The 20,882-nt window shown below is 38.9% G+C and carries 16 protein-coding genes; 3 read left to right on the top strand and 13 right to left on the bottom strand.

Features of this window, described 5'->3' with window-relative positions:
* Positions 1-99 precede the first annotated feature (99 nt).
* Entirely contained in the window at positions 100-2,010 is a 1,911-nt protein-coding gene (locus tag Q5O24_01480) for an FAD-dependent oxidoreductase (GenBank protein ID WKY48026.1), read from the bottom strand.
* 253 nt (positions 2,011-2,263) lie between these two features.
* Here Q5O24_01480 and Q5O24_01475 point away from each other — a divergent pair, with 253 nt between their 5' ends.
* Positions 2,264-2,689: a helix-turn-helix domain-containing protein gene (locus Q5O24_01475; protein ID WKY48025.1), complete on the top strand. Its 426-nt coding sequence runs from the start codon at positions 2,264-2,266 to the stop codon at positions 2,687-2,689.
* Between the two features lie 131 nt (positions 2,690-2,820).
* Here Q5O24_01475 and Q5O24_01470 read toward each other — a convergent pair whose 3' ends face one another.
* The 9 genes from Q5O24_01470 to Q5O24_01430 all read right to left on the bottom strand — a co-directional run bounded on the left by Q5O24_01470 (position 2,821) and on the right by Q5O24_01430 (position 13,748).
* Positions 2,821-3,381: a hypothetical protein gene (locus Q5O24_01470; GenBank protein WKY48024.1), complete on the bottom strand. Its 561-nt coding sequence runs from the start codon at positions 3,379-3,381 to the stop codon at positions 2,821-2,823.
* Positions 3,382-3,657: 276 nt separating this feature from the next.
* Positions 3,658-4,572, bottom strand: coding sequence for a DMT family transporter (locus Q5O24_01465; GenBank protein WKY48023.1), 915 nt, complete (start codon positions 4,570-4,572; stop codon positions 3,658-3,660).
* Between the two features lie 43 nt (positions 4,573-4,615).
* The gene (locus tag Q5O24_01460; GenBank protein ID WKY48022.1) at positions 4,616-6,169 is read right to left on the bottom strand and encodes a DUF3369 domain-containing protein; all 1,554 of its coding nucleotides are present in this window, start codon (positions 6,167-6,169) and stop codon (positions 4,616-4,618) included.
* 11 nt (positions 6,170-6,180) lie between these two features.
* Positions 6,181-7,614, bottom strand: a complete 1,434-nt coding sequence (locus Q5O24_01455; protein WKY48021.1) for a HAMP domain-containing sensor histidine kinase — start codon at positions 7,612-7,614, stop codon at positions 6,181-6,183.
* Positions 7,615-7,951: 337 nt separating this feature from the next.
* Complete coding sequence (locus tag Q5O24_01450; protein WKY49189.1) at positions 7,952-8,992, bottom strand: PocR ligand-binding domain-containing protein; 1,041 nt, start codon at positions 8,990-8,992, stop codon at positions 7,952-7,954.
* Positions 8,993-9,231: 239 nt separating this feature from the next.
* Positions 9,232-10,389, bottom strand: a complete 1,158-nt coding sequence (locus tag Q5O24_01445) for an iron-containing alcohol dehydrogenase (GenBank protein WKY48020.1) — start codon at positions 10,387-10,389, stop codon at positions 9,232-9,234.
* A gap of 26 nt (positions 10,390-10,415) precedes the next feature.
* Positions 10,416-10,844, bottom strand: a complete 429-nt coding sequence (locus Q5O24_01440) for a heme-binding protein (GenBank protein ID WKY48019.1) — start codon at positions 10,842-10,844, stop codon at positions 10,416-10,418.
* 409 nt (positions 10,845-11,253) lie between these two features.
* Entirely contained in the window at positions 11,254-11,646 is a 393-nt protein-coding gene (locus tag Q5O24_01435; GenBank protein WKY48018.1) for a CoA transferase, read from the bottom strand.
* Positions 11,647-11,846: 200 nt separating this feature from the next.
* Positions 11,847-13,748: an FUSC family protein gene (locus Q5O24_01430; GenBank protein ID WKY48017.1), complete on the bottom strand. Its 1,902-nt coding sequence runs from the start codon at positions 13,746-13,748 to the stop codon at positions 11,847-11,849.
* A gap of 606 nt (positions 13,749-14,354) precedes the next feature.
* Here Q5O24_01430 and Q5O24_01425 point away from each other — a divergent pair.
* Entirely contained in the window at positions 14,355-14,666 is a 312-nt protein-coding gene (locus tag Q5O24_01425) for a hypothetical protein (protein WKY48016.1), read from the top strand.
* Positions 14,667-14,693: 27 nt separating this feature from the next.
* Positions 14,694-17,618, top strand: a complete 2,925-nt coding sequence (locus Q5O24_01420) for an InlB B-repeat-containing protein (GenBank protein WKY48015.1) — start codon at positions 14,694-14,696, stop codon at positions 17,616-17,618.
* 570 nt (positions 17,619-18,188) lie between these two features.
* Here the strand turns inward: Q5O24_01420 and Q5O24_01415 are convergent.
* Genes Q5O24_01415 through Q5O24_01405 form a run of 3 tightly spaced genes read right to left on the bottom strand, consistent with a single transcriptional unit; the run spans position 18,189 to position 20,859 of the window.
* Positions 18,189-18,818: a corrinoid protein gene (locus Q5O24_01415; GenBank protein ID WKY48014.1), complete on the bottom strand. Its 630-nt coding sequence runs from the start codon at positions 18,816-18,818 to the stop codon at positions 18,189-18,191.
* 56 nt (positions 18,819-18,874) lie between these two features.
* Positions 18,875-19,672 carry a methyltetrahydrofolate cobalamin methyltransferase gene (locus tag Q5O24_01410; GenBank protein ID WKY48013.1) on the bottom strand — a complete coding sequence of 266 codons (798 nt, stop codon included), beginning with the start codon at positions 19,670-19,672 and terminating at the stop codon, positions 18,875-18,877.
* A 35-nt stretch (positions 19,673-19,707) separates the two neighbouring features.
* A complete protein-coding gene (locus Q5O24_01405; protein ID WKY48012.1) occupies positions 19,708-20,859 on the bottom strand; it encodes a hypothetical protein in 1,152 nt (383 codons plus the stop codon).
* Positions 20,860-20,882 lie beyond the last annotated feature (23 nt).

Raw genomic sequence — 20,882 nt, 5'->3', positions numbered from 1 at the left:
TCATAAACATCGGTGCCGAGGCATAATTAATCTGTTCTTCCTGATCCCAGCCCAGTTCTCCGATATCCTGCTCCACCATTAGATATGTAAAACCGTTGTTTAAAAGAACGACCTAAAACCGCTTCTTATAGCCCCCTTGACACCACCGATTTCCCGATTGTCACCTATTTTTTCAACCCACAGCCCCTTGTCCTTCAATGCATCATAAAGCGTTAACACTGGTTCCTCTTCTAAATCAATGATCACATGATGGGCTGGCAGCTCCTGATTCTGTCCGTCAACTGAAATAAGAGCACCGGTTTCGTTAACCCCTTCAAAAATAGCCTCTATAATAATTGAAACCTTATATTTAATAAGCAGGTCCTTTAACATTTTGCGGTTGAGTTCGGGCATTTCATCAGTTAAAATATCCCTCTCCTTTGTTACAATCGTCATCTTATGCCGGTGCATGGCCAGATGAAGAGCCGCTTCACATCCCGCCACTGTTCCGCCAATAACTACACAGCGGGGGCCGACATAGGTTTTATCGGAGATTACGTCGATAGGATTGGTTATTTTATCACTGTCCATTCCAATAAATGAAAACGGCTTAGGTCTTGATCCCTGCGCCATGATAACCATGTCCGGCTTCTGGTTAATTATTTTTTCTAACGCAGCAGTTTCATTTAGTCTAAGCTCCACTCCCAGCTTATTTAGCTGTAATACGTACCAATTGATCAGATCATGTTCTCCTGTTCTTAAAATCCGTTGACTGGCATACTTAAGCTTTCCTCCCAGTTCTTCGCCCGACTCAAACAAGATCACCTGATGGCCGCAAAGAGCACTTACTCTGGCTGTCTCCATCCCCGCCGGTCCACCACCAACAACAATGATCTTCTTTTTAGTTTTTGCCGACCCCAGCGGAGCATCTGAAACATAATTCAATTCCGGATTAACCGCACACCCCAGCCTTTTTCCATTATTAATTAAGCTAAGGCACTCATTACAAAAAAGACAAGGTCGAATTTCACTCTCCATTCCTTCTTTTAATTTCTTAGGGTAATCCGAATCAGCTAAAAGCGGTCTGCCCAGGCCCACACCATCAATATTTTTTTCTTTCAAAGCCTTTTCGAGCAATTCCGGATCAGTCATCTTGCCAGCAGCCAGAACCGGAACCTTAACCGTCTTTTTTAATTCTTTGCCAAAGTCAAGATAGACCCCTTTTTCAAAATAGGCCGGCGGTACTTTCCAGTAAGAATCGTTAATGCTGACTCCCGCATCAATATCAAATCCGTCACAACCGCCTGCTTCGAGAATCCTTGCCACCTCCAGGGCTTCTGCCAGATCCCTTCCTGTTTCCAAAAACACTTCTTCCGGCAGGGCTTCCAGATTGCCGTCTTTTAAAAAACTTTTCATCGGCAGACGAACTATCACCGGATAATCTTCGCCGCACTTGGCTTTGATCTCACGAATAATTTCCTTAACAATCCGGTAGCGATTTTCAATACTCCCGCCATATTTGTCATCACGATCGTTAAAAAGCGTTATCCCTTCCAGCAGCCAGGACAGGCTGACTTCTACACCGTCAAATCCGCTGTCTTTAAAAATTTTAGCCGCCTGAGAAAAATCAGCAGCCAAAGCCTGAAGGGATTTGATTGCCATGTTGCTGCAAACACTTATGAGATTTTTCAGGTCTGTATCCCCAATGCCAACTGCCAACTGGGCAAATACTTTGCTGTCGTATTGATGAATCCCATCAGCTAGACTTTTGGCCGCTAACTTAAAATGTTGCGGATCAACCAGGGGGCTTGGATAAAAACAGGCTTTTGCATGCTGACTGCCAACTTCGTTGGCACCGGTAATGATCAGGCCTGCCCCTCCGGCCGCCCTGCTTTTATAAAAATTGATAATTTCATTCGAATAGGCCCCCCTATTATCGTGTATTGCCACTGATATCGGAGCCATAAATAAGCTATTTTTCAGTTCGATCTGATTAATTTTCAACGATTTAAAAACCCTGTATTCTGTCATCTTTTCCTGATCCTCTTCCCTGTATTATTTGAAGATTGTATCTATCCTATCATACCCAAAAGTCCTAATATTTGATACTATTAAGTTTTCTAAACATTAAAAAATAATTGCAACGTCTCTAAAGATGCGTATTTCAATTAATCTGCAAAAATCCAACAGGTCAGAAACCACTTAATAAATCTTCTCCCCTATTGACAAGCCCTTAAACGAGTGTTATTATTTCACTACTCGGAATAATAAGGAGTAATTAGAAATGATAGATAACTTTTATACCGTTGAGCAAATATCAAAAATGCTTGACATTCACCCCAAAACAATTCAGCGATATATCCGCGAGGGTAAACTGAACGCGACAAAAATCGGTAAGAGCTGGAGAATTACCGAGCATGATCTAAGCCTTTTTACAGAAGGCAACCGGCCAGCTCCGTCTCCAGATATGCAACCAAAAAACAAAGCAAAGGCTTCTGCTGTTGTTGATATTGAAGTGGCTAACAGCAATGAAGCCATTCGTATCATCAATTCTCTTAATGCTGCCATGAATGTTAAACCCGTTGAGTTCGGAACAAGCTCGATGCAGACCCAGCTAATCGACAATGACACCAAATTGCGAATTACCCTATGGGGTAGTATCCGTTTTTTATCAGCCGTTTTAAATACCCTTGAAGTTTATAGCAACTAAAAGAAGCAGCGGTCAAGATAACCGCTGCAAGGTGTCAGAACAACTTCAGGCAAATAATGTTTAGGTGTTACCGCCTTAATTTTGCAAGCTATTGCAGTCTAATACAGTCGCTTAATAAACAGTAATGCCTGTCATTCAGCTTCTGTATTTTCTGCTGCAATAAAACTGGCCATGATAACAGTCCCTTCGTTCTGCGAAAAAGAAACTGTAATCGCTGATTGATCCTGATTAAGCCAATAGTAGCCTTTCACGACCTGATCAGGATTTTCCAAATCAACAGTTTCCATTACTTCCAGACCGTCAGATCCCAACAAGTCTACGACTTCCTGATAGGTCATACCGACCGTAATTTGATCTGCCTGAGCTTCTTCTACTTCTGCGCTTTGATAGATATCCCAGATCGCATCTTCTTCAATATAAAGCATTTTTGCATTAACCTGATTTGCATCATCATAGAAAACAGATACGCCATATCCTGTATCGGGATCAAGATATGTCGAATAGCCAAAATCAGAATCTGTTCCGCTTTCGAACAAGTCATCCACCTGATCTTTAGAAGCTCCTAAATCAACCTGATAATAATAGTTATACAGCTCATTTTCTACACCTGAGCTGATACTTCCACTACCGGAGCACCCGGTGATTAACAGCACCAGCACCAGCCCAATTCTTACCAAAAATCCCTGTTTCATTTTTCTCTCCTTTCCTTCAATCATCACTTGCCGCAGACTCAAAAATTAATAAAATAACGCTGAAAGTCTCCGCTCCCAGCGCTCATAAGATCTACACTAAATTTTACGTCCTTAACACCAGGAGTATCGGTTCTCACAAACTCTTATTAATTACTTACCCCAGTTTATCCTTAAAAATCAATGCGACATAAAAAAACAATCTGCAAATAACCAGTAAAGCCACCTCAATAAAAGTATATAGTCAAGTATCAATTTTTTCTCATGGCACTTTCGTCATCAGCCACGATTTGATGTCTCCCTGTTAACCAGCCAGATTCCCAGGCTAACGCAAACCAGGGAAATAATAATACGCAGACTAAGAAAGGCCTCTCCCAGAATCAAGCCTGATAGAATCACCCCAAAAATCGGTATCATAAAAGTATAAACAGCCACCACTCCAACGGGATTATGCTTGATAAGAATTGTCCAGACACTAAAGGCCGTGGCTGATAAAAGCGCCAGATACAAAAGCACTAGTAGTGACTGGGGCCCAGTTGGATGAATTTCGCCACCTGATATCCACCCCACACCAATCAGGATGAGCCCACCAATTATTAACTGGTAGGCGGTTAAAGTCATCGAATCACTATTCTTGGTATATATTCGAGTCAGGATTGTCCCCATTGCTGATGCAAGACAAGCCATAAACATAAATCCTTCACCGAAGAATTTAAAACCTCCAGCTAATGATCCGCCATTAAACTGGACAATTACAACCCCCGCCATTCCCAGTAAACAGCCAAATATTTTCTCCCGAGTCAGTTTTTCATGTAAAATCAGGTGCGCAAATATAATTACAAAAAAAGCCGCCGTCGGATTAATGATTGCAGCTTTTACACCCGTGGTATTTGCCAGACCGATATAAAATAAGATGTATTGAAGGGTTGTCTGCACCAGACCCAGACTGATTATATTCAACCATTCCCCACGCCGCGGTCTAACGATTCCTTTATTATAAATACTGGCGAGCAAAAAAGTGATTATGCCCGCCATGGTAAAACGAAAACCGGCAAACAAAATTCGACTGCCCGTTGTCTCGATCGCAAAAAGTTCATATCCAATTTTTATAAATGCATAGGCGCTGCCCCAAAGCAGACAAGATAAGCCTGCCAGACCCAGAACAACCATTTTATTCTGTAATTTATCGGACATCTCTATCCCCTTTTGGTATTTTCTTTAGCCTTCTGTCACTAATCTATAAAACCATGATATCATCCAGTCGACTGACAAATAAATCAACCAGATCGCCATCAAAATGCTTGCCTTTTCCCTCGATTAAAACATCAATGGCAAAAGACACTTCAAAGGCTTCCTTATATACTCTTTTATGGGTTAAGGCATCAAAGACATCGACAATTGCCATCATCCGGGCTGCAGTGGGTATACTTTTTCCCATAACCCCTTTCGGATAACCGGAACCATCAAATTTTTCATGATGTGATAAAGCAATTTCTGCCGCCATTTTCATCACCGGCAATTGTGAACGACTAAGAATTCGGTACCCCTGATCACAATGGGTTTTGATCACTTCAAATTCCTCCGGATTGAGTTTTGCCGGCTTTTTTAAAACCGCATCAGGAACGGCAATTTTCCCCAAATCATGCATGGTCGAGGCTAGTCTTATCAGTTCTGCTTCCTGATAACTCATATGCATGATCAGAGCAAACTCATACATCATTTTTGAAATCCGTTCGATATGTGTTCCGGTATCTTCGGACTGGGCTTCGACTGTTTCCGCCAAAGCAAATAATATCTCTTTCTGGGTATCACTGACCAGGTTATTCAAAATAAAATTATCCAGGGTAATGGAAAAATGAGTCAGAAAAAGGTTAATTAAATTAAAATCAAACCCTTCTTTCGGACCTTCAAGAAAAATAACATTATTAGAAGTAGAGTTTTCTTTTCCGTATACCAAAATCCCCTTATCTATTTTACGAATTAGACCATTCTTTTCAATTTCTGATTGCTTCAAATGTTCAAGAATAAAGGAGAGCTCTGGGATATCCTCCACATCCATTCCCATATGCTTCTTATAGGAGCCTGTTGCTGCTACAATCTTACTTTTATTGGATTGCCGCATTGACACAAAGCCGTTCTGGAAATCTTCATTCCTTAAATAGATCATGTCACTGGAATCATCTGTCAGTGTCGAAATCTGTTCCAGAATCGACACCAGAAAATCATCCAGGGAATTTTTGTTGAACAACTCTGAACTCATTTTGATAATTTTCTGCAACCCCTGCTGATTACGTTTCAACACCACCAGGTCGCGATAAGACCGGATACTTGAATAGAGCGAGGTAAACAGCCGTTTTGAAGAAAGCTCTGATTTTAACAGATAGTCATTGATATCATAGTCACGGATCACTTCCTCTTCGGGAGCTTCTCCGGGCTGGCCAGTACGCAGAATAATTCGGGTTATATAATTCTTCATGGTCCCACGAAGATATTCAACCACTTCGAAACCAGAATTATTCTTTTCCATCACAACATCAAGAAAAAGGATGGCAATGTCATCATGTTTTTTTAATACCTCGATCGTTTCAGCCCCACTATAGGTATCAATGAATTCCAATGAACGATGATTATACTCAAAATCCCGGAGAATCATTTTAGTGACCTTATGCACCTGCTCATCATCATCGGCTATTAATATGGTATAGCTGCCATTCGTTTCTGGCGGTTTTTCTTTTTTCTCTGAATCCGATAAAAAATCCAAATTCTTAACTTCAATATCCCAACGGTCCATTTCTTTCTCCTCTATTCCTGCTCGTATTCTATATCGGGAACGATAATTGTAAACAAGGTATACTGACCTTCTCTGCTTTCACAGCTAATCCGACCTTTAAGCCGCTCAACAACAAGACTATGGATCACGCTCAGGCCCAAACCACTGCCGCCCTGTCCTCTTTTAGTGGTAAAGAAGGGATCAAATATTTTTTGAACATTTTCTTCGGATATACCTTTGCCATTATCTCTATAGGTTACCACAAAATCCTGGTCTCTGATCTCCATTACAATATCAATAATCCCGTCCTTTTTGTCTTCGAAGCCATGTAACAGAGAATTCATGATCAGGTTGGTAAAAATCTGCGAAAAAGCACTGGGATAGCCTGATATTCTTAAATTATCCGGCGATTTAATATTAATCACATGACTGGTATTCTTCAGTTCATGTTTTAAAGTCAGAATCACAGTTTCAAGGTATTCTTTGACATTAAAAACACTTAACAAATCATTGGTCTGATTAACTGAAATTTCTTTAAAACTTTTAACAAGATTAGCTGAACGTCCCAAATTTTCATTAATAATTTCCGCAGTTTCCTCGACGGATTGCATATAGGTAATCAAATCATCCTTGCCAAAATTTCCAGCAACTAAGTTTTGGTAAGCGCGATTATTAATGTCAGAAAGGTAAGTCCCAGCCGATACGGCAACACCTACAGGCGTATTGATTTCATGGGCCACACCAGCTACTAAACTCCCCAGTGATGCCAGACGCTCAGAGTTCATCAGCTCTTTGGTTGTCTCTTCAAGGTTTTTAGTGCGTTCCTCTACCATTTCTTCCAGTCTCTGGTTTTCAGTCCACAATAATTGTTCCATTTCATCTTTACTTTTTTGAACCTCGTAAATCGAAGTCTTAAGAGCACTGACCATATAGGAGATAGCAATTACCGAGGCTATGATCAACCCCTCACCTGAAAACAACTGAACACTCCATGAACTCCACCTGGTCATATATTCAATTGCATCATAATTTATTTGTAATTGTCCTGACGTATACATATAGCCAAAATAGACATAAACCAATACAGTATATGCTACTATTAAAACTTTATATTTATTGCCTGGCAAGAGCAAAGCACCCATGACTGCAATAAACAAAAGCTGAACTGCACCCATACTAAGCAACCCATTATTCTGATAAGACAAAAAATTGATGATTGTCAGCACAAGAAGCATGGTTGAAATTTTCATGTAAATATTAACGCGTTTTCTTAATAGAAATAAAGCCCCTAGAATAATAATAAAAGCCACTGTGGAGATATCAACGATATTAACACCCATCTCCAGCATGCGGCTTACATTGGATAGGGCAGCAGGCAAAGACACGATAACAATCCCAATCAGGAAACCATCAGCCACCCGATTGCGTATTTCATTTAAACGTATCGAAACTGGGCTATTCTCCACATCTATACCTCCACTTTTAAACCAACTTCAAAAGATGAATCATGCCTTAAAATTGATATTTCCTCAATTTTTCAAGTTCATTCATTGTTTATCGTAAATTTTTTTCGATCTCACTGTTATTTAATTATTGCAAAAATCATCCATTACATGCTAATATAAAACAAAGTTAGATTAACAGTGTGTCTTTTTCAATACACTTAGTATAGCAGGTTTACCAATAATCTGCACTATGCTATTTTGTAACTTCCTTGTAAAAATAAGTGCTTTCAGCAAAACTTTATACAAAAAAACACTGGCAAAGGCAGGTTTTCCTTTATACAGTGTTTTTGCATTTATTTTAATCTTTCACTTTTTTTCGATATACTGACGGCGTAACCCCCTCAGATTTTTTAAAAACTCTTGTAAAATAGCCTGATTCATAATAACCTAGTTTAGACGCAATATTCTCAATTGATAAATCAGTCTTTCTAAGCATTTCTTTGCCCTTTTCTATTTTTTGAAGCTTTTGGTAAACAGAAAAATTCACACCACTCTCTTTTTTAAACAATCGGCTAAAATAATAGGGACTAACATTTGAAATTGCGGCAATTTTTTCAAGAGATATATTTTCTTTATAATGACTGTCAATATAATGAATTGCAGGCTCCAAAATTTTACTATTCAGTCCTGCTATCCTAAAATAAACGAACTCATTTTTGTTTGCAGAACTTGTACTTTTAAGCGGCTGATGTATTAGTTCAGAAATTTCTGCTCCTTCCTCTCTAAAAGGAGGTTCCATCTTTTTACTAACTCGAAAATGATCTTGAATTCCCCCTTTATCTTTCGTTAATCTTTCAGTCACGGCAGGATTTTTGTGGGTTACCCGGCTAAACTTTTCTTTTTTCCTATCAATTCGAAAGGTCTTTTCATTAACAATATGCTTATTCATGTGATTAATCATCCGGGAAATTGCATTAAATTTCTTATATGGTATGAACTGCAGATCATGATAAGTTTCTCTATAATTGAGCTTTTCTTTCATTTCAAGCCTACTGTATCCAATTGTTTCTAATTCTAACAGTTTCTCTTTTTCGGTTAAAACCTGACCGGCCATTAAAGCGCCCAAATAGTGATCGTCTACGATAATTGGAAAAGCCAGATCGACAATACCCATATGACATCGATAAATATAGGGCTTACCGGTTCTGGCTGCTTCGATTCCGCCTCTGGAATCACAACTCCTGCAACATTCATTTAAATGATTATTTTTGCGAACCAATTTACAAAAATCGCTGCATCGGCTATGATGAGTGACAGGTTCACCTTTATAATCCACAGTAATAATTGCCAGTCCGGTCGTTTCTGCAATGTCATCCTGAAATTCTTCAAACCGTGCCATGTCAAATATATCCTGTAATTTATTCATCTCACCTTTAACCTTCCATCTAAATTTTGTAAAAAACTTAACTATACTATAATGTCGTTAAGTAAAGAAATCAACCGTTTTTTTTGAATTTGTAATTTTGTTCCCACGACAAATTGAAAAAAACAGCTATTTTCATCCGTTTTAAACGACCGGGATAAAAACAACTGTATCTAAATAAGAAAATATTAACTTTTATCTATCACAGAATCGGTTTAATAAGCGGCTTTAAATATATTGATGATATCCTGTTCATTACCTTTTCTCGGGTTACTAAAAGCGTTACCGTCTTTTAAGGCCATAAAGGCCATTTTTTCAAAATCATCTTCCTTTACACCCATCTCTCTTAGTGTAGCCGGAATGCCCACATCCTGTGAAAGTCTTACCATTGCATCAATTGCTTTTTCCGCTGCTTCCATAATCGATAAGCCAGCAATATTTTCACCCATAAATTCTGCAATATCGGCAAATTTCTGCGGATTTGAAATCAGGTTATACTTTTCTACGTGAGGTAAAAGCATGGCGTTGGCAACACCGTGAGGCATATCGTATAATCCACCCAGCTGATGTGCCATGGCGTGCACATATCCTAAATTCGCATTGTTAAAGGCCATCCCTGCCAGCAGTGACGCATAAGCCATATTTTCTCTGGCTACCAGGTTATCACCCATAGCAACAGCCTGTCTTAAATTCTGAGATATTAATTTGATCGACTGGATAGCTGCTGCATCGGTCACTGGATTGGCATCTTTTGACACATATGATTCAATCGAATGAGTTAGAGCATCCATTCCCGTAGCAGCTGTTAAAGCAGCAGGAATTTTTAACATCAGCATGGGATCATTAAATGATGCCATTGGCAGATTCCTCCAGCTGACGATAACAAACTTGACTTTCTTTTCGGTATTTGTAATCACGCAATGTCTGGTGACTTCACTGGCTGTTCCGGCAGTTGTGTTAATAGCAACAATTGGGGGCAACGGATTGGTCAGGGTTTCAATACCGGCATAAGAATATAAATCCCCTTCATGAGTTGCCATAATACCGATTCCTTTACCGCAATCATGGGCAGACCCCCCTCCAACGGTAACGATCATGTCACAGTTTTCAGTATTATATACTTCCAGTCCCATCTTCACCGTAATATCTTTGGGGTTAGGAACCACACCATCAAAATAAGCAACCTCAATACCCGCTTCTTCCAAGGATTTAACAGTTACTTCTACGGCGCCGCCCTCCATATTCTTTAAAAAGGAATCTGTTACGATCAATGCTTTCTTACCGCCAAGAATTTTACACCGTTCACCAACTTTACTCACACATCCGGCACCCATAAAGTTTACGCTTGGTACTAAATAATCGTACATTCTCATTTCATCCTCTCCTTATAAGCAGCTAATTAGCAGGCATTAAATAATTCAACAGCAGCCTGGGCAATGGCCATATCTTCTTCAACGGTACCGCCGCTGACGCCAACCGCGCCAACTACTTCTCCATCAACGATAATCGGGAAACCTCCGCCAAAAGGAACGATTCTGCTGTTGTTGGATAACTGTAGACCATAAAGACTTTCACCCGGCTGTACCAGCGGTGCCACTTCGTGGGTGCCAATTTTTAAAGCTGCCGAAGTAAAAGCTTTATTAATGGCAATATCAACACTCGTTATAAAAGCGCCTTCCATACGATGCATCAGCATCAGGTTAGCACCAGAATCAACAGCAGCGAAAATAACCGGAACATTTAAACTGGCAGCAACATATTCTACTGCCTCTGCCATTTTCTTTACCACTTCCAGTGTCAGTTCTTTTTTGTCGTTAACTTTTTTCATACCGTTTCCCCCCAAATTTCTTTTTAATCATATAAAATCACAAAAGGCCTTATTCTAGCAGGTTTTTCGTATTCTGCTCTCAAAACCTCGTCTATTCGGATGTTTTGCTTACACCGCTCTTTGTTATGCATACCCTTATTTGCCTTAATTATATGATAATCCATCAAGATAATATTGCTCTATCCTGACAGCTTATTGACCAATCCTGATACTATTTGTTTAAAATTGTATTATCTTGTCATAAGATTATGATTTATTGCGGTGAAATAATTCTTCACCCATGTCAATGAGACATCTAACTGCTTATATCAACTGTGCCGCTAATGTTTAACTTTAAAAAAACCTGCTACAAACGTAACAGGTAAATACCTTTTAAGTCGCTATTCTTTTTAATTAGAAATTTAGTCACCTAAACACCAGTTTTCTGACTATTTATTGATCCTTCTTCTCCAAAGCCGGAAATTGTCGCATAAATCAGTTTAGGGTTGAGCTCTTTCAGCGTCTCATAATCAAGGCCCAGACGTTCAATCGCAGCTGGCCGATAGTTAGAAACAAAGACATCTTCGTCCTTTATAAGTCGATAGATGACTTCCTTTCCTTCCGGTGTTTTTAAATCAAGCGTAATGGCCCGTTTTCCGGTTGTGTAAAAGTCATATTTAAAAACATCTCGAGTCGAGGCTCCGGTCAACGGCTCGATCCAAATATCATCAGCCCCATATTCAGTCAAAATTATGGTACAGGACGGCCCTGCTCCGGCTAAACACAGATCTATTACTTTAATACCCTCAAGTGGTTTGAACATACTTCTAATCCTCAATAAAATTTCTTTGAACAAAGCTTTTAGTATTAATACCTTTTTTCTGTTCTGTTTTCGTTATCCTATACACCCGACATTTTAAATTGAAAAAACCCGCCATAATCACAGCGGGCAGGTGTCGGTATATTTTCTGACAAGAGCATTAATATACACGGATCATTGATAGATTACTATAGACCCGCTTATTATTTAACCAAACTCAATTGTTTCATTGTTCTTAATACTTGGATGCTCTCCCAAATAACCACCTTATTTTTAAATGTGTTTGTACTAACAATCTCGGCAACTAACTGTTCATCCTTCTCAGGATCCAAATAACTGTCGTTTCGAATGATTTTATAATGAATATCTCTATACGCCTCGATACAATTTTTATTTTTTAGCAACCAAAGATATTCATTATAAATATCTAGCGTCAATTGATGTCTGATTTTAATAAATGACCGGATCTCTTCACCATTGGAATCCTTGGCCATTACCGATAGTTTATCCTCAATCATACTAGCGAAAAGAATAAAGTTAATAATTTTATTCTCAAAATCCTCGTTATAGTTTGTTGAACTTTTAATATCTTTAAAAAACCCAACAATGATGTCATCATACATACTCATTAAATCTTTTTCTGTATCGGACTTATGGTAAGGCAAAATAAATTTACTTAAGACGATCGCAATGACTCCCCCAATCACAACATAAATTATTCTGTCAAGGCTCAGACTTGTTGAATTCTCAGCTAACACAAATGAACTGATCGCTGTGATCGTCGAGAAAATCATCGAATATGTGTAATTATCCATGAAGAAAATTGTTAAAAACAAAGCAATTATCATCACAACTGTTCCCGCATCTTTCAGCTGCAATATCGAAAAAACCACAATGACAATTATTCCACCAATAATTGTTCCCAAAATCCGTTTAACTGTTTTTTGTTTCGCCATTTCGTAATAGGGGTAGGTCAACGAAGAGATGGTAAACACCATCCAATTACCATGCTGTAAGCTAAAATAATTGACAAGAAAGGTCGCTATTGAAATTGCCAAAGCCAATCGAAAAGCGTAAGACCTACTTAAAGCGTCAATTGACAACTTTGTTTTGTATTGTTTAACGGACTTGAATTTTTTTGTTGGTATTTCACTTTTTGCCTTCTCCTTTTCGGTAATTCGATCAAGATTCTTCGTCGTATGCAAATAATCCATTAAACACTGTAATTGCTCAATCAGTTTCATCAATACCAGATCGTTGGTCGTTGTAAAGTTGTATTTTTGAAAACTTCTATTGAACAAAACTTTTAATTCGTCAAGTCTGTCGACATCTTCTTCTACAAAATATATTTTCAAACCGTTCATAAAGGTCAATATATCTTCAAGAAAGTTAATTTTTTCAGGTTCGTTTCCAATTTCATTTATCAGGTCATAGCAATTCTCCAAAACGACCACAATATTCAATTTTATTTCAATTTCTTTTGTAAAGTAGTAATTGTCAACTCTTGCCTCATAAATAATTTGCTTTAATTTACCGACTTTTCCAGTTATTTCATGGTCAACACCTTCAGTATTCGTCTTATTAATAGTATTCCTGATTTTGTTTTCGAGATTACTGCAGATTTCCAGAAAAATTATTCTGCTTTGTTTCTCGACCAGATCCTTATTTACCGCTAATTGAACAAGCATAACACAAACAGCGCCTGCAGCTAAGGCAGCCAAGCGCAAGGGTAATTCTGCCGAAGAAACAGGAACTGAAATTAAGAACACATACTGTAAGCTAAAGGGCGTGGATATCGGTGAATTAATCGTGTAGCTTAAGGCATTTGCTATCAAAAAGATACTTAAAAAATCAATTGGAATCGCAAAAAAAATATTGAGTGACGAAACATATGCAATCAATCCCATCGCTACATTAAACACCATCAGTTTCAAGAGATTTTTTACCGGATTTGCTGTCATATTTTTTGTCAGATATGTTAATATCACAAAGACTGTACTGATGGCAATAATAACATTTACACTTCCAAACACCATTAAAAAAAACGCAATAAACAACATCACGAATATAAATAAAACCGTTGTTCTTAAAAGCTTTTTATTCATCCCCAAACCTTCTTCTCATATTTAAACATAAATAAACGCTTCCCAAAGCGAAGCATAAATCATTGTCATCTTACTGATAAGTTTATTATATTTATGTATCCAATCACAATCATTTTAAACAGTCCGTCTAATCTATACTTGTTGTTGGCTTTGAAAACCAACAAATGACAAAGCCATAGAGTATTCAATTCGAAATCGGCTAAAACTCTGTATCAAACCACGCTTATTAATGTATAAAATTTTTTGTGATATCAATCATTTTTCAAACTGAAAAATGTTGATTTTATACCAATATTTTATGTTCTTTTATTGTTTAGTCAGTCAAAAAAAGGGCATAAAAATTAAAGTGTGATTATTTTAATCGTATTTCCTATTAAATGCTGCTCAACTTTATATAAAAGCTATTTTATTAGTATTGGATATAAAACAATAGCGAGCAATTTTTGGGGATATCGTCAATGTTGTAACTCTAATATTAATCTACTTATATATGCTATATATGAAAAACTGTATCATCAAAAAATAATGATAACGCAGCCATAATCACTATTGAAATCGATTAATGCTTATGAGATAACTATGTAATGATTTTTTAAGGGGGTCAATATGAAAAAGAAATTGTTATCCGGATTCCTGGTATTCATTCTATTGCTTGCATTTTTGCCGGCATTCGTTACCGCCGCAACAATACCTATAGTTAATACCAATTATGATATCAGCGCGGCAAATGACGGAGACATTATTCAGTGTAGCGGAACGGTAACACTAACAGGATCAAAAAACGTTATGATCGAATGTTCTCCGGGAACACATCTGACTTTGGACAGTGTCTCCATCGATTTGACAAGCATTAATGCTTGTGCGCTTTCATTTTCAGGTTCTGGAAATGAACTAACATTGACGGGGATAAATACCTAAGTTTCCAGTAATCATGCCGGTGTTCTGGTGGAAGATGGAACATCTTTGACCATCAATGGAAATGGAACGCTTTATTGTACCGGCGGCTATAAATCTGCAGGAATTGGTGCAGAATCTACAAATGAAGGGGCCGGAAAAGTAGGGTCCATCAATATAGAAAGTGGCATTATTATTGCATCCGGTGGAGAAAATGCAGCTGGAATTGGTGGTTGTGAAAATGGCCAGAGCGGAACCATCAGTATAAGTGGTGGAGAGATTGTTGCTGTTGGAGGAGCTAGAGGCGCAGGAATCGGTGGTGGCGATAATGCCACTGGTGGTATTATCACCATCAGCGGCGGCGATGTAGTTGCAACCGGAGGGGATTACTCTGCAGGAATCGGTGGTGGTGAGAACTCAGATGCTGGAAGTATTACTATTACTGGTGGAAATATATATGCCTCCTATGCAGGTGAGTTTGCAGCAGGAATCGGCGGTGGCTCCAACGGAAATTCTGGAAATATAGTGATTTCTGGCGGAAATGTCTATGCGAAGGGAGATTCTGCTGCTTATGACATTGGACCAGGCAGAAATGGAAACGGCGGTTCAATTACTGTTACTGGTACAAGTGCCGTATTTCTGGAAAATGATTCCTTGTATCAAAATGGTTTTACTAATATTGACCATAATCATGAACCAGGTGTATTGCTTTCAGGGCCAAATCTTACTGGTGCGATTAATACATATGGGTTGACAGATTTATATTTCAAAGACTATTGGGAGGATGCACAAGGCGGTTATTTTGTCGGAACAGACTATTTAGTATTATTTTATCACCCGAATTCCGGAACAGGGTTTGATTATTTACGTACGAGTGATGGTGCCGAAATTATTCTTTCAAGCGGCAGTGGTTTCAGTAAAACAGGATATACACTTCAAGGTTGGTCAGAGACCTCAGGAACTAATACGGTCGACTATACACTTGGCCAGACCTTTACTATGCCTTCAGAAAACACTGTGCTTTATGCAGTATGGGCACCTACTGACTATACAATAACCTATAATTTAGACGCAGGCAAAAATAATCTACGCAATCCGCGAAGCTATAATATTGAAAGCCCGACCATCACCTTTTCAAACCCAACAAAGTCAGGGTATACCTTCGGTGGATGGTATACCGATCCAGACTTAACGAATCCGATTACTGAAATTCCTTTGGGGTCTACTGGCGATGTAGAAGTTTGGGCAAAATGGATTCCTTTGGGATACAATATTATCTATAACCTTGATGGCGGGACAAACTCCCCTGAAAACCCTGTGGCTTACAACAGCGAAACTCCTACCATTACCTTTGCAGATGCCTCAAAATCTGGTTATATCTTCGAAGGTTGGTATACTGAGGCGGAGTTAATTAACCCCATAACAGAAATCCCTCAGGGGGCAACCGGAGACGTGGAGGTTTGGGCAAAATGGACAGCAGATATTAACACTATCTCCTATGACAACAATGGTGGAACTGGTACTATTGAAGATACCTCAGGAGCAACTGATTCTATAGTTGCCCTGTCAGACGGAAACGGATTTACAAGAACTGGATACAGCCTGGCTTCATGGAATACATCTGATGACGGAAGTGGGACAAGCTATACCTTAGGTTCATCTATTACGATGCCTCCAGTAGATGTGACATTGTATGCCATATGGGCACCATTCGGATATAATATAATATATCATTTAAACGGCGGAATCAACAATCCGTCAAATCCTCTGACCTATTATATCGAAACCCCTACCATCACCTTTGTTAATCCATCAAAAACAGGCTACACTTTTGGTGGCTGGTATACTGATGCAGAACTAACTAATGCAATCACACAAATACCCCAAGGGTCTACCGGAGACGTTGATGTCTGGGCAAAGTGGACAGCAAATATCAATCACATATCCTATAATAATGCTGGTGGAACAGGATTCATTGCCGATACCACCGGAGCAACCGATTCTACAGTTACCCTATCCAATGGAAGCGGCTTTTCAAGAAACGGTTATACCCTAACGGGCTGGAATACTAAATCTGATGGTAGCGGTAAAGATTTTGGTCTGGCCGCATCAGTGTCCATGCCATCAACAAATATTACCTTATATGCAGTCTGGACTGCAAATCCATATATATTAAGTTACGATCCGAACGGCGGGACGGGTACCATTACAGATACCATTGCCAGAACAGACTCAAATGTAATTCTTTCAGATGGTTCAGGATTTTCAAGAGATCTGTTCACTCTTGCTGGCTGGTCTACAGTAGCAGGTAATAATTCGGTAGAGTATCTCCTCGGTGAAGTTTATAAAATGCCAGCCAAAGATGTAACACTCTATGCAGTCTGGGAGATTAGAGAAGATATCACAGCAACGCTGGATATACAAGGAACCGTAAAGGATGAAAATGGCAACCCAATCGCCGGCGTTACAGTAGTTTTAAATTCTACACCAAAAACAACCACTACCAATAGCGAGGGATGGTATTATTTTAATGATGTATCCATTGAAACCCATTATCTTACCTTCAGAAACGGAACAGAAGAAATAGGTCGTTTTACAATTGACCTTCAACCGGCAAGTTTAGACTATGTGGATGTGTCTGATGACGGTTCCTCAGGAAGCCGGAATGGCTATGTTGAAGTCGGAGCTAATTCAGTTGATTTAACGCTTGAATTAAATGTTGTAGTAAATGAAAATGACGAACTAGTTATTGATGGAGGAGATATCATTACTCCGGATGAAGGAAATAATACTATTATTAAAGTAAGTAATAATCCTGTTACCTCTGCAACATCAGAACTTCTCTATTATATCAGAGCTAAAATTAACCGTGAAAATATTATCCCTTCCTTGACTATAATTATAACCGTTATAATTATAAATCTATTATTCATTTCTGCTATTCTCATGCTTAGGAAAAGAAAGACCTATAGATAAGAATTGTGAAAAAAGAAGCCTCTGCGATTTCAGGGGCTTCCTTTTATTAAAAAGCTTATGATTTGAAATTTGAAACGCAGAAGAAGATCCAGTGAAAGTTTTTTTGGAAATACCACAAAAAAGTCTTCTAAAGCTAAATAAAAAAACCTGCCACAATCGTAGCAGGTTTAATGCGTAATCTCAAATGACGGCGAAGATCATACTCAACTTACTGATTCAATTAAAATTTAGCTATAGTAATCAACATTTATTTTTTACATACATAAATTCATCCGCATTATTGGGGTATTTAGAAGAATCTATCTTAATCAATAGAGATTAAGATAATTAAATTCATCCACCCTAACCGCATTTTTTTCCTCTAGAATTTTGTTGCAAATAGCTATCTAATTTGCATATTAAACTCGTTTGAAGGACATACTTTTTTGTATGTTTTGTTTCAATTAAAAGTTTTAACAGTGTTCAGATTAACACCCTTCTTCAAAAATAAGAGGGAAATTAATCTGAATTTCACCTCTTTTAACTACTTTGCTAATACTTTTTTCACTTAGATAAAAGTTATTTAGCACCTTATTTTCCAATCAGCTCTTTCGCCTTAGCAGCTGAACTTCCGGCATCCGGTGCATATCCATCAGCTCCAATTTCATCTGCGTATTCAGGCGTGACCGGCGCACCACCAACAATCACCGGAAGATCTGGGTAAGCAGCTTTTACAGTCTGAACTGCTTCTTTTAAAGCTGGCATTGTAGTAGTCAACAGACCTGAGCAGGCAACTAAAACTACATTATCGTTTTCTTTAACCGCTTCAACGAATTTGTCAGCAGGTACATCCACACCCAAGTCAACCATATCAAATCCTGAGCTTTCAAGCATCATAACAACCAGGTTTTTACCGATATCATGAAGGTCTCCGGCAACAGTTCCCATAATACAGGTTCCTAAAGAAGTAGAATTTTCACCAGCCATAACCGGTTTTAAAATATCCACGCCTTTTGACATTGCTTTGGCAGCAATCAGCATTTCTGGAACAAAGATTTCGCCGGCAGAGAATTTCTCTCCGACAACGCCCATGGATTCAATCATGCCATCCAGGATTTCCTGGGCAGCTACGCCTACATCCAAAGTAGCCTGTACAGCAGCTCCTACTTTTTTAGATTTTCCAGTTTCTACCAGTGTTTTTACTTCTGCAATTGTTGACATATTCTTTCTCCTTAAAATTTAATTTTATTTTTTATCTTTGTGTGTGCAAAGATTATTTATTTTACAAAAATACCTTCGCGGAAAGCGCCTATATATTGCATACAGTATTCATCTTCACCCATCATGGCTTCTGTAGCAAAAAGCATTCCCATCATGTCCTTGTTTAGTGGATCAAGGATGAAGGAGTCCATACCGGCGTTCATTGCAAGCACTGCAAAAGCCTGGTTGGCAATTCGACGAGCTGGCAGGTTGAATGAAATATTGCTGACTGCTCCAGTCACATGAATTTTGGGATACTGTTTCTTGATGTCTCTGATAACTTCTGTCACCATATTGATACCATCTTCTGATGTACAAAGCATTTCAATCAATGGATCAATGTGCATTCTGGAAGGATCAATATTATATTCCTTACATTTTGCCATTGTATCTGCAAATACTTTTAAACGGTCAGCTGCTGTTTTAGGAATTCCTTCATCACTGTTTAACAGTGCCACACATTCCCATTTTGTATCAGCAATTGCCCTGAAAGCTGCATCAATCTTATCACCTTCCATCGATACTGAGTTGAACAGTCCCGGTTTATTACATAACTTTGCTGCTTCAATACAGGTATACACATTCGGACTATCCACCGCAATCGGAACATCTGTGGCATCCTGAACAATGTCGATGAGCCACTCCATCGTTTCCATTTCGATATCGTCATCTACTGATGCACAGACATCAATAAAATCTGCACCTGCTTCAGCCTGTTTGATTGCCAGATTTTTAATAAATTCCGCATCTTTTGCTACAATCGCTTTGGCAGTTGACGGAATCGCTCCATTAATTTTTTCACCAATAATGATCATACTTTTCTCCTTGTCATTTTGAGCTAGTTTAAATTTTATAGTTCAACGTCCTGATAAGCGATCCGGCTGAATTCGTAAACAGCTTCAGCAAAAACAGGATATTTAGTGGGGTCATTTTCGGCAATGGGATCGACATTCATGGTCATTAATATGCCCTTATCTTTATATTTTTCGAACCATGCTTTAGCCATTTTCCGAACGGTTTCATCCGACATATCACTGGTCATGACCGGACTGGCAACAGCAAAAGTCATCGGCGCATCCTTGTAAGTTTCAATCATGGCATCGAGGTTATTTAATGAAGGCTGCGGATACCAGTAATCATCACCCTGCTCAATCATTGCCGGAATCAGCCGTTCTGCTTTACCACAACTATGATGTTCAAAAATGATTCCCAGTTCATGACAGCATTCAGTCACCCGTTTGATATAGGGTACAATCATTTCCCGACAGGTCTCCAATGAGAAGAATGGTCCCGTACTGGTCCCCCAGTCATCGTGGAAAAATACACTTTCGACATTGATAATATTTTTCATTCGGCGGATATAGTCGACATAAATATCAGCCAGCTGATCAAAGAAACGATGGACTCCGTCTTGCTGGTCTTCATCAACTAGAGCGACAGCTGCTTCGGCAACTCCCATTAGGTTCATCAACCGTTCCCACATGCCAAACTGAATGCCCAGTTGAATGATCCGATCACCAGCCAGATAGTCCTGATTATCATTTTTAATGGATTCCCAGTCCATTGTATCTAAATTAGGCATTTTGACATAATCTTCCCAGTGACTTATATCCTGGATCTTGGCAGGTCCTGGTTTGGCAGTAGCACCGCAAACATTCTCTTCCCACTGCAGTTCCAAGTCAAACCAGCCCGTTAGCAGATTGCCAGCTTTACGATAATCAATCGGACTGCCACCGTCAAAAGCCTGATGATTGGCATAATTGTCAGGCTGCTGGCGTGGCCTGAACATGTTGGTGTCAGCGCCAAACCAGCCACAAACCGGAATCCAGTAGGGAGTTTGTCCGCTGAATAACATTTTGAAATTTTCTCGTCTCTCAATTGGGCGATACATATGTGGTATTGCTGGTATTCCAAGCATTCCGATCAGTTCTACACTGTGGATAGGTGGGTCCATACCCACGATTTCCTTTTCTTTAACAGGATCGTATTTCTCTCTTTTCATGGCGAATTCTCCTTATAAAATTG

Source organism: Eubacteriaceae bacterium ES3 (assembly GCA_030586155.1).
In the GTDB taxonomy this organism is placed as follows: Bacteria; Bacillota; Clostridia; order Eubacteriales; family Eubacteriaceae; genus Acetobacterium.
Note: the sequence above shows the minus strand (reverse complement) of the source record. Positions and strands in the feature narration are given on the sequence as shown.